Source organism: Streptomyces sp. NPDC051576, from assembly GCF_040681835.1.
Taxonomy (GTDB): domain Bacteria; phylum Actinomycetota; class Actinomycetes; order Streptomycetales; family Streptomycetaceae; genus Streptomyces.
In genome coordinates this window covers 77,304-92,397 of record NZ_JBFAZO010000017.1, presented here as the reverse complement: position 1 = coordinate 92,397, position 15,094 = coordinate 77,304, and the positions used below count along the sequence as shown (strand labels likewise).

At 71.4% G+C, this 15,094-nt stretch carries 12 protein-coding genes; 3 read left to right on the top strand and 9 right to left on the bottom strand.

Annotation, left to right across the window (positions count from 1 at the left end; genetic code table 11):
* Positions 1–53 precede the first annotated feature (53 nt).
* The gene (locus AB0M63_RS41540; protein WP_366023030.1) at positions 54–965 is read left to right on the top strand and encodes an SGNH/GDSL hydrolase family protein; all 912 of its coding nucleotides are present in this window, start codon (positions 54–56) and stop codon (positions 963–965) included.
* Here the strand turns inward: AB0M63_RS41540 and AB0M63_RS41535 are convergent.
* The 9 genes from AB0M63_RS41535 to AB0M63_RS41495 form a co-directional block, all read right to left on the bottom strand.
* A complete protein-coding gene (locus AB0M63_RS41535) occupies positions 919–1,587 on the bottom strand; it encodes a TetR family transcriptional regulator C-terminal domain-containing protein (RefSeq protein WP_366023029.1) in 669 nt (222 codons plus the stop codon). The genes AB0M63_RS41540 and AB0M63_RS41535 overlap by 47 nt on opposite strands.
* Entirely contained in the window at positions 1,584–3,590 is a 2,007-nt protein-coding gene (locus AB0M63_RS41530) for a CocE/NonD family hydrolase (RefSeq protein WP_366023028.1), read from the bottom strand. Before AB0M63_RS41530 ends, AB0M63_RS41535 begins: the two co-directional genes overlap by 4 nt.
* Positions 3,587–5,317, bottom strand: a complete 1,731-nt coding sequence (locus AB0M63_RS41525; RefSeq protein ID WP_366023027.1) for an ABC transporter ATP-binding protein — start codon at positions 5,315–5,317, stop codon at positions 3,587–3,589. Before AB0M63_RS41525 ends, AB0M63_RS41530 begins: the two co-directional genes overlap by 4 nt.
* On the bottom strand, positions 5,317–6,195 hold the full coding sequence (locus tag AB0M63_RS41520) for an ABC transporter permease (RefSeq protein WP_355902497.1): 879 nt from the start codon (positions 6,193–6,195) through the stop codon (positions 5,317–5,319). Before AB0M63_RS41520 ends, AB0M63_RS41525 begins: the two co-directional genes overlap by 1 nt.
* Positions 6,192–7,148, bottom strand: coding sequence for an ABC transporter permease (locus AB0M63_RS41515; RefSeq protein WP_366023026.1), 957 nt, complete (start codon positions 7,146–7,148; stop codon positions 6,192–6,194). The genes AB0M63_RS41520 and AB0M63_RS41515 overlap by 4 nt, the downstream gene beginning before the upstream one ends.
* A 2-nt stretch (positions 7,149–7,150) precedes the next feature.
* On the bottom strand, positions 7,151–8,734 hold the full coding sequence (locus AB0M63_RS41510; protein ID WP_366023025.1) for an ABC transporter substrate-binding protein: 1,584 nt from the start codon (positions 8,732–8,734) through the stop codon (positions 7,151–7,153).
* Positions 8,735–8,897: 163 nt separating this feature from the next.
* The gene (locus tag AB0M63_RS41505; RefSeq protein ID WP_366023024.1) at positions 8,898–9,656 is read right to left on the bottom strand and encodes an ABC transporter permease; all 759 of its coding nucleotides are present in this window, start codon (positions 9,654–9,656) and stop codon (positions 8,898–8,900) included.
* A complete protein-coding gene (locus tag AB0M63_RS41500) occupies positions 9,653–10,453 on the bottom strand; it encodes a methyltransferase domain-containing protein (RefSeq protein ID WP_355902946.1) in 801 nt (266 codons plus the stop codon). The genes AB0M63_RS41505 and AB0M63_RS41500 overlap by 4 nt, the downstream gene beginning before the upstream one ends.
* 5 nt (positions 10,454–10,458) lie before the next feature.
* Positions 10,459–11,493: an ABC transporter substrate-binding protein gene (locus AB0M63_RS41495; RefSeq protein ID WP_366023023.1), complete on the bottom strand. Its 1,035-nt coding sequence runs from the start codon at positions 11,491–11,493 to the stop codon at positions 10,459–10,461.
* Between the two features lie 154 nt (positions 11,494–11,647).
* Here AB0M63_RS41495 and AB0M63_RS41490 point away from each other — a divergent pair, with 154 nt between their 5' ends.
* Both AB0M63_RS41490 and AB0M63_RS41485 read left to right on the top strand, forming a co-directional pair.
* Positions 11,648–12,406, top strand: a complete 759-nt coding sequence (locus tag AB0M63_RS41490) for an ABC transporter ATP-binding protein (protein WP_355902507.1) — start codon at positions 11,648–11,650, stop codon at positions 12,404–12,406.
* A 166-nt stretch (positions 12,407–12,572) separates the two neighbouring features.
* Positions 12,573–15,089: a beta-L-arabinofuranosidase domain-containing protein gene (locus tag AB0M63_RS41485; protein ID WP_366023022.1), complete on the top strand. Its 2,517-nt coding sequence runs from the start codon at positions 12,573–12,575 to the stop codon at positions 15,087–15,089.
* Positions 15,090–15,094: the final 5 nt, after the last annotated feature.

Here is a 15,094-nt window from a genome sequence, read left to right as displayed (position 1 = left end):
GGCTGTGCTTGCCTGGGGTGCCGTTTTCCGGTGCCCGGGGCGGGAGTTGCCGTATGCGGAAGCCGTGGATCGTGGGTGTGGTGCTGGCCGCGGTGCTGCTCGGCGCGTGCACGGACCCGGCGTCCGGGCCCGAAGCAGCCCCGCCCACACCCTCCGTGCCGACCACCGCACCCCGGCAGGAGCCGGCCTCGCCCAGCGCGCCCGCGAAGTCGGCACCGGGCGTGCTGTACCTCGGGGACTCCCTCGCGACGGAGAGCCAGAACGTGCTCGGGCGGGAGCTCCGCGACACCTTGGACGCGACGTACACGAGCGCCCCGTACTCGGGGACGACTCCGTGCGACTACCTGGAGGGCGCGAGGACGGGTTCACTGGTCCCGGACGCGGACAAGGCCGCCGCGCTGGTGCGTTCGCTCCATCCGGACTACGTGGTGCTGCAGTTCTGGGGCAACGCGTGGGCCTACACGCCCTGCATGGACGGGATCACCTACGCCGCCGACCGGGAGACGTACTTCGCCCGCTACAAGGCCGACATCAGGAAACTCACCGCGCAGATCGCGACCGCAGGGGGCGCGCGACGCCCCACGATCGTCTGGGTGTTGCAGGGCCCCGACCCGATCACGCCCGAGCGCGTCCGGGCCGTCAACGCGCTCTACGCGGCACAGGCCAGGTCCACGGGCGACACCGTCGCCGACGCCGGCAGGACCGTGAGTCCCGCCGGAGCCCGCTACACCTGGGCCCAGTACCTGCCCTGCACCGCCTACGAGCGCGCCCACCCCGACTACTGCACCCAGCCCGGCAACGACCGCACGGCCCTGCACCTCGACACGGACTACCTGCACTTCTGCCTGGTGCCGACGACCTCGAAGCCCAGGCCGTGTCCGGTCCCCTCCCCCGGCATCCTGCGGATCGCCCGCGAGATCACCCGGGTGATCGGCGCCCCAGCTCCGTCTCGATCAGCCGGTTGAGGTGCCGGCGGGCGTCCTGGGTGCTCAACGGCGGTGTCTGCCGCAGCCGTTGGAGGGCGAGGCCGTCGGCGAGGGCGGCGAAGCGGACCGTGAAGCCGCCGAGGTCGTCGGAGCCGAACTCGCCGTCGGCGACGCCCCGTTCGGCCAGCGCGCGGATCTGCCGATGCCAGTCCTCGTACCGCCGGGCCTGTCCGCTGCTGAACGCCGCGTCCGTGCCCTGCTCGCCCGCGTTCCAGTAGTCGAACCACATCCTCCAGTGCCGGTCGGTGTCCTCGGTGAACAGGGCGTCCACGAGCAGCCGCAGCGCCTCGGCCCCGCTCGTCGCCTGCTCGGCGGCCTCGCTCAACTCGGCGTAGTAGCGCTCGATGTGCAGGACCATCGCCTCGGAGAGGATCTCCTGCACACTGCCGAAGTGGTACGTGACGGTGCCGACGGAGACCCCGGCGGCGGCGGCCACGTCCCGCACACCGACGGACGCGTAGCCGCGTTCCGCTATCAGCGGGACGGCCGCCTCCACGATGAGCCGGCGGCGCACCTCGGTGGGCTGCCGGGTGCGGTCGGCGGCGGCGACGGCACGACGCGGGGATTTGGCGGCCGGCTGGGGCTGCTTGGCGGCGGTCATCCCGACGTCCTCGGGGTGGTGCGGTGCCATGCGCGCTTGGCCACTGTCTCTCCGTTCGCCCGTGCTTCGACGCGACTGTCCATGACGAAGTCGTCGGCCGTGGCGCGCAGCTCCGTCCGCGCCATGATCTCAGCGTCCCACTCGTCCCCGCGCCGCAACCGGACGCGCCACTCCGACACGGCCCGCGCGGACAGCGGGTCGTCACTCCGGATGCGGTACGTCTCCCGCGCGCTCTCCTCGTAGCGCAGCCCGTCCGGATACGTCCGCGATCCCCCGTAGTTGGGGTCGACCTCCAGCGTCCACTCCCCCTTGGCGACATCGTGCGTGACCAGCCGCTCGGGCGTCGGCTCGGCCGGCCGGTCGTAGGTCACGTCGAGCGGGGCCGCCTGTTCGGGCTCCTCGAAGCGGATCACCGGCTCGTCGCCTGCCTCCCGCAGGGGCAGCAGTACGGCGCTGTCGGCCGGGACGACCCGCAGCTCGCCCCGCTCGCCGTGCGGCCAGACCCACGGCCAGTATGTGTCGGACACGGCGAGCCGGATCCGGTGCCCCGGCGGGATCGCGTAGCCGATGCCGGTCAGCTCGAACTCGACGTCCTCGTACGTCCCCGGCGTCCACTCGACGGCGCGGTCACGCCCGTGCCGGCTCAGCAGGTTGAGCACGCCACGGGTGACGAGCGTGGACGAGCCGTCCGGGGCGACATCGCAGAGGCGGGCGACGACATGGGCCCGTGGAGTGGTGCTGTCGAGGCGGAGCCGGACACGCGGGCGGCCGAGGATCTCGGCCCGTTCGGTGAGCCGTTCGGAGTCGAAGCAGACCGAGCGGCCGTCCTCCTCGCGCTGGTCCGGCGGCAGATCGCTCGCGTTCCCGAAGGGGAAGAAGCGCCCGGCGTCGATCCCGGTGTGCTGCGGGGAGCGCACGAGGACGGGCTCGGTGTCGGCGCCGAGGGCCCTTGAGTCCCAACGCACCTTGTCGCTCGGCCAGTTGACGTCGCCCACCCATCGACCGGGCAGCACGTCGTACGACGTCCGCGGCGGGACCGGGTCGGTGATCCAGGCCCGCAGCAGGGGCTCGTCCATGACTCCCGTGTCGATGCCCTTGAGGTGCTGGTCCCACCAGCGCAGGGTCTCCTGAAGGAAGCCGATCGCGGGTCCCGGCGGCAGTCCCCGGTCGGGGTACTGGTGCGACCAGGGGCCGACGATCCCCCGGACGCGGTCCTCGGGCAGGTGCTCGACGAGCCGCAGGACGGCGTCCCGGTACGGGTCGTTCCAGCCGCCGACCGCGAGGACGGCCGCGTCGATCGCGCCGTAGTCCTCGCAGACGCTGCCGTGCTTCCAGTAGTCGTCGCGCTGCTGGTGTGCGAGCCAGGTATGCAGGAAGGGTTCGAGGGCGTCGAGGCGCTCGCGCCACATCGGCAGCCAGCGGTCCGCGCCGACGTTCGCGGGGTCCGGCGGGCGGGACGCGAAGGCGAGCATGGTGCCGGCCCAGGCGAGCATGTCGATGCCGAGGACGGCGCCGCCGGTGTAGTGGACGTCGTTGTCGTAGCGGTCGTCGGTGGAGCAGACGGTGACGATCGCCTTGAGGGGCTCGGGGGCGAGGGCCGCGATCTGGAGCGAGTTGAAACCGCCCCAGGAGATGCCGAACATACCGACCTTGCCGATGCACCACGGTTGCGCGGCAAGCCAGTTGACGACATCGACGCCGTCGGCGAGTTCCTGGGCGTCGTACTCGTCGCCGGGGACGCCCTCACTGTCGCCGTGTCCCCGGATGTCGACGCGGACGGAGGCGTAGCCGTGGCCCGCGTACCAGGGGTGGCGCTGGGCGTCGCGGGGCGCGGTCCAGTCGCTCTTGCGGTAGGGGAGGTATTCGAGCAGCGCGGGCACCGGGTCCGACTCGGCGTCGGCGGGGCGCCAGACACGGGCGTGCAGCCGGGTGCTTCCGTCCCGGGTGGGGATCCAGACGTCCTCGCGGACGACCCGGCGCTCGAACTGCTCGCGGTACTTCACGAAACTCCTTCCGCCACAGGGGCGTTGACCAGGCGCCAGCGTCGGACGCGGTGGCCGTCCTCGCCGTGGTCGGTCCAGATGTCGTCCCCGTCCGCCGCGTCGGCCCAGTCGGCGGTGTCGTCGACGTAGGGCCGCGCGTCGGGGTCGGGTTCGAGGGCGGCGGCCATCAGTTGGCGGGTGTAGGGGTGGCGGGGGTCGGCGAACACGGCTTCCGTGGGGCCCTCTTCGACGACGACTCCGTGGCGCAGTACGACGACGCGGTCCGCGATGCCCCGTACGACGGCCAGGTCGTGGCTGATGAACAGACAGGCCAGGTCGCGTTCACGCCGGAGGTCGTCGAGGAGGCGGAGCACATCGGCCTGGACGGAGACGTCCAGGGCGGTGGTGATCTCGTCGGCGATCAGCACGTCCGGCTCGCCCGCCAACGCCCTTGCGATGCCGATGCGTTGGCGTTGGCCGCCGGAGAGCTGCGCGGGGAGGCGGTCGGCGAGGGCAGGGTCGAGCCGTACGTCGGAGATGAGCCTCCGGGCCCGCTCGGCCGCGTCGGTGCGGTCGGTCGCGGTGCCGAAGAACCGGAGGGGGTGCCGGACCGCGTCGCCCACGGAGCGGCGGGGGTTGAGCGAGGTGTCCGCGTTCTGGAAGACGAGCTGGACCCGGCGGCGCAGGGACAGCGGCCGTCGCTGGGCCGGTCGGGCCAGGTCGCCGTCCTCGTGGCGCATGGTGCCGCCGGAGGGGGTGCGCAATCCGGCCAGGGTCCACGCGAGGGTGGACTTTCCGCTGCCGGACTCACCGACGAGGGCGAGGACTTCGCCGCGCCGGACGTCGAAGGAGACGCCGTGCACCGCGCGGGTGCTGCCGTAGTCGATGGTGACGTCCTGAACCGACACGGCCACCGGGGCGGCGGCGGGTACCTCCGCCTTCGGCCTGACCTCGCGCTCCCCCGTCTCGCCGACGACCGCGAGGCCGGTGTCGTCCAGGCGCGGCACGCTCGCCAACAGGCGCCGGGTGTAAGGGTCCTGGGGCTGGGCGAAGAGCTGCCCGGTGGGCGCCGACTCCACCACCCGGCCCGCTCGCAGGACGGTCACCTCGTCGGCCATGTGGGCGACGACGCCGAGGTCGTGGCTCACCAGCACGGCGGCCAGGCCGAGTTCGTCGCGCAGGGCGGCGATCAGGTCGAGGACGCCGCGCTGGGTGACGACGTCCAGGCCGGTCGTCGGTTCGTCGAGGACCAGCACCTTGGGGCGGGCGGCGATGGCCATGGCGATGGCGACGCGCTGCTGCTGGCCGCCGGACAGCTCGTGCGGATAGCGGCGGGCCAGTTCCGCCGGGCGCGGCAGCCGGACCTGTTCGAGGAGGTCCGTGACGGGCACGGTTCCGCCCGCCTCGGCGATCTGCCGTCCGATGCGCATGGAGGGGGTGAGGGCGTGGCCGGCGTTCTGGCCGACCATCGCGACCGTGCCGCCGCGCAGGCGCCGCAACTCCCGTGCGGGCAGGGCGAATACGTCGGCGCCGGCCACCTGCACCGATCCTGCGGTGATCCGTGAGCCGTGCCGCAGATGGCCGAGGAGGGTCGCGGCGACGGTCGACTTGCCGCTGCCCGACTCGCCGACCAGCGCATGGGTGCGTCCCTCGGCGACGTCGAGCGACACCTCGTGCACGACCGGTACGTCCCGGCCGCCCGAACGGTAGGCCACGGACAGGGAGTTGACGGAAACGATCGGGGTCATCAGGAGCCCTCCCTGATCCGGTCGACGCCCCACGCCTTGGACAGGCCGTCGGCCGCGAGGTTGAGCCCGACCACGAGGGTGGCCAGGGCGATGATGGGAGCGAGGCTGGCCATGGGGACCACGGTGATGGCGGTGCGGTTCTCGGCGACCATCAATCCCCAGTCGGGGGTGGGCGGGTCGGCGCCGAAGCCGAGGAAGGACAGGGAGGAGATCAGCAGCACGACCCAGGAGGCCCGCATCGCGAACTCCACGCACACCACGTCCGTGATGTTCGGCAGGATCTCCCGGCGCAGGATCGACCAGGTGCTCTCGCCACGGGCGCGGGCCGCGGTCACGTAGTCGGCGGGGACGACCGCGAGGGCGGCGCCGCGGACGACCCGGATGACCTGCGGGACGTAGACGATCGCGACGGCGAGGACGATGACCGCCGGACCGGTGCCGAGGGCGGTCACGACGACGAGGAGTGCCAGGACGGCCGGGATGGACAGGATCGCGTCCAGCACCCGTCCCAGGACGTCGTCGAACCAGCCGCCGCGCAGGGCCGCCGCGCATCCGATCACCGTGCCGAGGGCGACGGTGAGGAGGGTGGCCGCGACGGAGATGCCGAGGGCGTACCGGCCGCCGTACAGGACGCGGGCGAGGACGTCGCGGCCGTACTGGTCGGTGCCGGCCCAGTGGCTCCAACTCGGGCCGAGCAGGGCGTGGTTGGCGTCGTTGGCGATGGGGTCGTAGGAGGTGAGGAGGGGGGCGAGCAGGGCGATCAGGACGTGTACCGCGACGATGGCGAGGCCGACGAGCGCCGTGCGGGAGGTGGTCAGGGTGCGCCAGGCGCGGGTGCCGCGTGCGGTCATGGTCGGTGCGGTGTCGAGCGTGGTCATCGGGTCCTCCCTCGGGTGCGGAGCCTGGGGTCGAGGGCCATGGTCGCCAGGTCGGCCGCGAGGTTGCAGACGACGTAGACGACCGCGCTGATCAGGGCGATGGCCTGGATGGTGGGCAGGTCCCGGTTCTGCACCGAGGAGAGCATCAGCTTGCCGATGCCCGGGTAGTTGAAGACGTTCTCGACGACGGCGACCCCGCCGACCAGCCAGGCGATGTTGAGCGCGATGACGTGCAGGGTGGGCAGCAGGGCGCTGGGCAGGGCGTGCCGGGTGACGACCCGCCAAGTGGTCAGGCCCTTGAGGCGGGCGGTGGTGACGTACTCGGTGGCCATCACGTCGATGACCGAGGTGCGGGCCATGCGGACGATGTACGCGGCCATCACCACGGCGAGTGCGAGGGCGGGAAGCCATACGGCGGGCAGGAGTTGGCCGACCGTGGCGTCGGGGCCGTAGAGGACGACGGCGGGGAACCACGGGAGCGCGACCGAGAAGCACAGGACCAGGACGGTGGCCACGACGAACTCGGGGACGCTCATGCCGATGAGGCTGACGGTGGAGATGAGGTGGTCGGGCCAGCGGTCGCGGTACAGGCCCGCGAGGATGCCGAGGACGATCGAGCCGGTGACCGCGAAGAGGACGGTGACGACGGCGATCAGCGCGGAGTTGCCGAGGTACATGGACACTTCGCCGCCGACGGCCTTGCCGGAGACGAGGGAGGTGCCGAAGTCACCGTGCAGGGCGCCGCGCACCCAGTGGAAGTACCGCTCCCAGGCGGGCTGATCGAGCCCCAGCTCGGTGCGCAGGGCGGCCACCGCGTCCGGGGTCGCGTCCTTGCCGAGGATCTGGGTGGCGACGTCGCCGGGCAGCACCTGGACGGCGAGAAAGACGAGGACGGAGGAGAGGAAGAGGGTGCCAACTGCCGCTGCGATGCGGCGGGTTATGAAGGAGAGCATGGTCAGGCTCCCTTCAGGCCGATGCCGAGGTAGTCGAACTCGAAGCCGTGCTCGGCGTATCCGCGCACCTTGCGGGAGATGCCGACGAGCCGGTCGGCGAACATCGGGGTCATCGCCCCGCCCCTCTCGATCACCAACGTCTGCGCCTCGCCGTACAGTTCGCGCCGCTTGGTGTCGTCGAGCTCGGCGCGGGCCCGGTCGAGCACGGCGTCGAAGCCCTTGTCGGACCAGGCGGTCTCGTTGTAGGAGGAACCGCTGCGGAAGATCTGGGTGAAGAGCTGGTCCACGGGACGGCCCGTGAACCAGTAGGTGGCCATCAGCGGCTTCTTCATCCAGATCTGTGTGTAGTAGGAGTCCGCGGAGGCCGTCTTGACCTTGATCCGGATGCCGGCCCGCTTCGCCGAGTCCTGGTAGGCGAGCGCCATCGGCGTGAACAGCGGGTCGTAGGAGGAGGTGTAGAGGTCCATCGCCAGACCCTCGTGGCCCCCCTGCTTGAGCAGGTACTTGGCCTGTTCCGGGTCGTGCTTCGGGTGCGCGGAGATGTATGCCGGGTCGCTGGGCGGCACCGGGTTGTCCCAGCCCGCCGTGCCCGCGCCCTGGAGGGCGACCTTTACGACGTGCTCGGGGTCGTAGGCGAGCTTCATGGCCTGGCGGACGCGTACGTCGGTGAAGGGCTTCTCGGTGGTGAGCATCGGGAGGACGTACCACTGGGCGTTCTTCACGCGGGCGATGGTGGCGCGGTCGGAGGCGGCGACCAGGCGGGCGGTCGCGAAGTCGAGGTTGGTCTGGGAGAGGAGGTCGACCTGGCCTGCCAGCAAGGCGTTTGACCTCGCCGACATGTCGGCGACCGAGTAGAAGGCGATGGCGTCGAGGACCGGGCGGCCCGCCCAGTGGTCGGCGTAGGCGGTGACGCGGCCGGGGCCCGCCGGTGCGAACGACTCCAGCTTGAAGGGGCCGGTGCCGATGCCGGTGCGGCCGACGGACTTCGCGCTGCCGTCCGGGACGACGTAGCAGTTGTAGTGCGTCAGCAGGCTGGGGAACTCGGCGTTCGGCGTCTTCAGCGGGACGACGAGGGTGTGGGCGTCGGGCGTGCCCAGCTTCGCCGGATCGATGAGCGGGGCGAGCACGGCGGCCTGCGGCGAGGCGGTCGCCTTGTCCAGGATGTGGCGCAGCGTGTAGGCGGCGTCGGCGGAGGTGAAGGCGCGGCCGTTGTGGAAGGTGACGCCCTTGCGGAGGCGGAAGGTCCAGGTGCGGGCCTTGGCGTCGGGCTCCCAGGACTCGGCGAGGTCGGGGGCGAGCTCGCCGTCCGTGCCGATGCGGACGAGTCGGTTGTAGAGGGCGCCCAGGTATTCGTACGCCGACAGCGAGCTGGCCGGATCGAGCGTCTCGGCGTCGGAGGCGGGCGGCCGGGCGATGCGGAGGGTGCCGCCTCGGTCGGGGGCGCCCTTCTGGGCGGCGGCCGGCAGGACGGGGGCGGCCGCCGCCCCGGTACAGCCGGTCAGCAGCCAGGACCCGCCGAGCGCCGCGGCCGAGGCGGCGCCCGCGGCGAGTACCGACCGGCGGCCCGGGTGGTGGATGTCGGACATGTACCGACCGTCCTTGTCGCTATTCGTTCAGCTATTCGTTCAGCGGAACGATTGAGTGAAGTGCGTGAACGATAACGAGGGGATGGTTTCCCGCCAACCCTTTGGGCACGGAAATTAACGTCCGAAACGCAGTGGTTACGGGGAGGAGTCGCGCCGGGTCGGCTCAGCCGGTGATCTCGCGGGCCCAGGGCAGCAGTGCCCGCTCGGCGAGGACGACGGCGTAGAAGAGCAGCACGCTCATGGCGCTGAGCAAGGCCATCGCGGCGAACGCGAGGGGGGTGTCGGCGTTGCCGCCGGAGGCCACGATGACGTAGCCGAGGCCCTGGTCGCCGCCCGCGAACTCGCCGACCACCGCGCCGACGACGGCCAGGGTGACGCCGAGGCGCAGTCCGGTGAAGACCTGGGGCAGGGCCCAGGGGATGCGGAGTTTGCGGTAGGTCTGCCAGCGGGAGGCGGTGAGGGAGTGGGCCAGCTCGGTCAGTTCCAGGGGGACCGAGGTCAGCCCGGCCATCGCCGACACGACCACGGGGAACCAGGCGAGCAGGGCCACCATGAACACCTTCGGCGCCGTCCCGAAGCCGAGCCAGACCACGAGGAGCGGTGCCACCGCGATCTTCGGGACGGCGTTCACGGCGACCAGCAGCGGCATGACCGCGCGTTCCACGCCGCGGGAGGCGGTGAGCAGAACGGCGGTCGCCAGTCCCGCGCCGACGGCGAGGCCGAAGCCGACGACCGTCTCGGTGAACGTCTGCCAGGTCTGGCGGAGCAGATACCCGGGCAGCCGGTCGAAGGCGTGGACGACGTCGGGCGGCGACGGCAGCAGGAACGGCCGGATGCCGAAGACGACGGTCGCCAGCCACCACCCCGCCAGCGCGCACACCGCCGCCAGGAGCGGCGGGCCCGCCGACAGGACGCGTCTCACGCCGGGGGCCTGCGGCCGATGGTCGAGTAGGTGAAGTGGCCGCGCAGCAGGAGCCGGGGGTCGGCGACCAGTCGGCTCAGCTCGTCCAGTTCGGCCCCGGTCATGCCCGCCGCCAGGAAGTCCTCCCGCGCCTGGGCGATGTTCGCGCCGATCAGCAGCGCGCCCGCGGTGCCGCCCGGCCAGGACCGGGAGTGGATCACGGTGTCGATGTCGGTGAGGCCCGCGTCCAGCATGACGGCGGGCACCCGTCCTGCCCAGGTGGGGTCGTTGCCGTGGGCGGGCAGCACACGCTCGACGAGCAACTCGTGGTAGCGGTCGACCAGTTGGGTGGCCTGTGGAGTGGGGGCCGCCAGCACCAGCTTGCGGAAGGTCGTCTCGAAGTCCTCCACCACCAGTGCGCCACCGGGCGCGAGGGCTTCCGCGAGCCCGCGCAGCACGGTCTCCCGTCCGGGCAGGTGCAGCAGCACCAGCCGGGCGTGGATCACGTCCCAGGGGCCGTCCGGCACCGGTTCGCCCTCCAGGTCGTGCACGAGCACGTCGTACGGCGGACTCGGCGGCAGATGGCGGGTGTTGACGTCGGTGGCCAGCACCCGCCCCGTGGGTCCCGTCGCCCGGGCGAGCCAGGCGGCGATGCTGCCGCCCCCGGCACCGGTCTCCAGACAGCGCAGACCGGTCAGGTCGCCGAGGGAGGAGAGCCGCGAGATGGTGAACTCGTCCAGGATGGCCGGAAGTTGGCCGTGCCGGTCGACGGCTTCGGGGTGGTCGTTGTCGAAGACGTACGAGAGCGGGGTCTCCACGGCCGTCAACTCGTCTTCATGGCGGCGAAGTCGACGACGTCCTGCGGTGTCATCCCGGGCTGGATGACACCGGCACTCTGCAGACTGGCGATGGCCCGTTGCATCCGTGTCTCGGTGATGAGGCCGATGTTCTCCGTGCCCTCGGCCGTCACGGACGGTGTCATCAGCTTGATCTCCGCGGTCGCGGCCGCGGCGTCGGTCTCCGGGTGCTTGGCGTGCAGCAACTTCCCGGCCTCGTCGGGGTGTTGGATCGTGTACTTCAGCCCCTTGAGCAGGGCGGTGCGGAAGCGCTTGACCAGGTCCGGGCTCTTCGCGGCGAGGGAGGCCGAGGTGACGGTCGCGTTGCCGTACAGGTCGGGCAGGTAGGTGCTGTAGGGGAACACCACGACATGCTTCGACCGGGCCTGCACGGTGGCCTTCTCGATGGTGGGCCGGCCGATGAGGAACGTGCTGAGCGCGTCGGCCTTACCGCTGGCGAGGGCCGGGCCCAACTGGACGGGCTGGACGGCGATCCAGCGGACGCCGGTGGCGTCGATGCCGGCGAGCCTGGCATAACCGGGGAACAGCATCTGGTTCACGGAGTTGGCGGCGGCCGCGATCCGTTTGCCCTTGAGGTCCTTCGGGGTGGCGATGCCCGAGCCCTGCATCGCCATGATGGAGACCAGGGTGCGCTGATGGACGGCGAGCACGGCGCGGAAGTCGCGATAGGCCGTGGAGTTCTTGGCCCCGGCGGAAATCATCGCGCCCGTCAGGTCGAGGGTCGTGAACTGCGCCTTTCCGGAGGCGAGGGCCTTGAGGTTCTCTCCGGCGGCTTTTCCGAGTTCGATCTGTACGTCGATTCCGGCGTCCCGGAAATAGCCCTTCTGCTCGGCCACCCAGGCGAACGCGTCCCGTCCCGCCGCGCCGAAGGCGGTGACGTAGGTGATGTGTTCCTTGGCCGAACTCGTGCTCTTGGAGCCGGAGTTGGAGTCGCAGGCAGCGGCGGCCAGGAGCGTGAGCGCCGCGCAGAGCACCGTGGTCGTACGGTTCGAGCGGATCATGCGACCTCCCCGGTGGGGAATGGGTGGGGGGACGACGGCAGTCGGTGGGGGTTATCGCCGGGGGGCGCGATCCGGAAAAGCGTACGCGGGTATGCCACAATCCAGCAGAGCGATTTTCGGTACTCCGCGCACGGCGGCCGACGGGAGTCGACGCGTGATCCAATTACGGGGCGTTTCCAAGGAGTTCACGCATCGGCGGGGCTCCGTCGAAGCGCTTCACGGCATCGATCTGGAGGCCGACGACGGTGAATTCGTGGCGGTCGTCGGGCGTTCCGGTTGCGGGAAGTCGACGCTGCTGCGGCTGATCGCCGGGCTGGTGCCGCCGACGCGGGGGGAGGTCATGGTGGGCGGCCGTGCCGTCACCGGGCCGCGCCCCGACTGCGCCGTCCTCTTCCAGCGTCCGGCGCTGCTGCCGTGGCGGTCGGTGCTGGACAATGTGCTGCTGCCTGCGGAGATCGCGGGCGAGCGGCGCAACGGCGCGCGGAAACTCGCGCTGGGGCTGATCGAGACGATGGGCCTGGACGGCTTCCAGCGGCGCCTGCCGCACGAGCTGTCCGGCGGGATGCAGCAGCGGGTGGCACTGTGCCGGTCGCTCATGCTGCGGCCCCGGGTGCTGCTGATGGACGAGCCGTTCTCCGCGCTCGACGCGCTCACCCGGGACGAGTTGTGCGCCGAGTTGCAGCGGACGCACCGTGAGCATCCGTCCACCGTCGTCCTCGTCACCCACTCCGTCGACGAGGCGGTGCTGCTCGCCGATCGGGTGGTGGTGCTCACGCCCCGCCCCGGCCGGATCCGTACGGTCCTCGACATCACCCTGCCCCGGCCGCGCACCCGCGCCGAGGCCGGCCAGGCGGAGCAACTGGCCGGACGGGCGGCCGAGTTGCACGCCCTGCTGCTGAACAGCGACACCTGATCCCCACCGGCAACCGCCGCCCCTCCATGCCCTGTTGACATCACACAGCAGGCGCATAGCGTGTCCAGCGCACAGCATGTCGCACAACATCCGTGATTTCGAACAGAGTTGGGGCGATGGAGGGACACCGCCGCCCCGACTCCTCGGCATGCGAAGGACCTTGGTGATGACCCCACCCCTGGGCAGACGTCAGTTGCTCGCGGCCGCAGGTGCCACCTCGGCGGCCCTCGCCCTCACCGGCGGCGGAACCGCCCATGCCACACCCCGAGCCACGGCCACCCGCACCCGCCCCTTCCCGCTCGCCGCCGTGACCCTGCTGGACAGTCCGTTCCGGGACAACCAGCGCCGCAACTCGGCCTATCTGCGCTTCGTCGACCTCGACCGGCTGCTGCACACCTTCCGCACCAATGTCGGCCTGCCCAGCAGTGCCCAGCCGTGCGGCGGTTGGGAGGGACCGGACGTGGAGCTGCGCGGCCACTCCACCGGGCATCTGCTCTCCGGACTCGCCCTCGCGTACGCCAACACCGGTGACACGGCGCTGATTTCCAAGGGTCGTGCGCTGGTCGCCGAACTGGCGAAGTGTCAGGCGGCTTCCCCCGCCGCCGGGTTCGGCACGGGCTATCTGTCCGCGTTCCCGGAGAGTTTCTTCGACCGGCTGGAGGCCGGGACCGGGGTGTGGGCGCCGTACTACACGATCCACAAGATCATGGCGGGGCTCGTCGAGCAATACCGGCTGGCCGGGAACGAGCAGGCGCTGGACGTTGTGCTGCAGCAGGCGCGCTGGGTCGACGCGCGGACCGCGAGGCTGTCGTACGAGCAGATGCAGCGGGTGCTGGAGACCGAGTTCGGCGGGATGAACGACGTGCTCGCCGATCTGCACGCCCTCACCGGTGACGGCGTCTGGCTCGAGGCGGCCGAACGCTTCACCCACGCCCGCGTCTTCGACCCCCTCGCCCGCAACGAGGACCAACTCGCCGGACTGCACGCCAACACGCAGATCCCGAAGATGGTCGGCGCGTTGCGGCTGTGGGAGGAGGGCCTGCCCGACCGGTACCGGACGATCGCCGCCAACTTCTGGGAGATCGTCACCGGGCACCACTCGTACGTCATCGGCGGCAACAGCAACGGCGAGGCATTCCACGAACCGGACGTCGTGGCAGGGCAGTTGTCGGACAACACCTGCGAGAACTGCAACAGCTACAACATGCTCAAGCTGACCCGGCTGCTGCACCTGCACACGCCGGACCGCACGGAGCTGCTCGACTTCTACGAACGCGTCCTGTTCAACCAGATGCTGGGCGAGCAGGACCCGGACTCCGAGCACGGCTTCAACATCTACTACACCGGTCTCGCGCCCGGCTCGTTCAAGCGCCAGCCGTCGTTCATGGGCGCGGATCCGGACGTGTACTCCACGGACTACGACAACTTCTCGTGCGACCACGGCACCGGCATGGAGACGCAGGCCAAGTTCGCCGACACGATCTACACGCACGACGAACTCGGCCTGCTGGTCAACCTGTTCATCCCGTCCGAGGTCGTCTGGCACGAGCGGGGCATCACCTGGCGGCAGACCACCGGCTTCCCGGACCGCTCCACCACCGCCCTGACGGTCACCGCGGGCCGGGCCGCGCACCGGCTGCGCGTGCGGATCCCGGCCTGGGCCGCCGGCGCCCGCGCCACCCTCAACGGCCGTCCGCTGCCCGCCCGTCCGAAGCCCGGCACCTGGCTCACCCTGGACCGCACATGGCGCACCGGTGACCGGGTCGAGGTGTCCCTGCCGATGCGCACGGTCGTCGAGGCGACCCCCGACGACCCCGATGTCCGGGCCGTGCTGCACGGGCCGGTGGTGCTGGCCGGGGCGTTCGGTGACCAGGCGGACCCGTGGCTGTCCCGCCTGGACGTCGACTCCTTACGGCAGGAGTCCTCGGACCCGCTGCGCTTCACCGCCCGCGCGGACGGCGTGGAGGTGCCCCTGCTGCCGGTCGCCCGCGTCCATCACCAGCACTACTCGGTGTACTGGCTGACCGGCGAACCCCCGCCCCCTCCCCCGGAGTTCGCCGCCTGGCATCGCTTCGACGAGACCTCGGGGACCACGGCGTCCGACGCGACGGGCAACGGCCGTACGGCCCAACTGGTCGGCGGCGCCTCATGGTTGAGCGACGGCCGCCTCGGCGGCGCGGTCGCGCTGGACGGTGTCGACGGCCATGTCGCCCTCGCCGAGGACCTGTTGGCGGGAGCCTCGGCCTACTCGCTGGCCGCGTGGGTCCGGCTGGACGGCCGGCCGGGCGTCTGGAGCCGGATCCTCGACCTCGGTACCGGTGTCACCGCCAACATGTTCCTGACCCCGCTCAGCGGCGACGGCACCCTGCGGTACGCGATCACCGCGGGCGGGGCGGGCGCCGAGCAGCGCATCGACGCCGACCCGCTGCCCACCGACCGCTGGGTCCATGTGGCGGTGGCCTACGGCGAGGGGACCGCGGTCCTGTACGTGGACGGCGCGGAGGCCGGCCGGAACGCGGCCGTCACCGTGGAGCCGCGCCGCTTCGGCAACCACATCCGGGCCGGGTATGTCGGCAGGTCGCAGTACGCCGACCCGTACCTCAAGGGCGCCGTCGACGACCTCCGGGTGTACGGCAGGGCGCTGAGCGCCGCCGAGGTGGCGGCGCTGGCGCAGCCGAGGTAACCGGG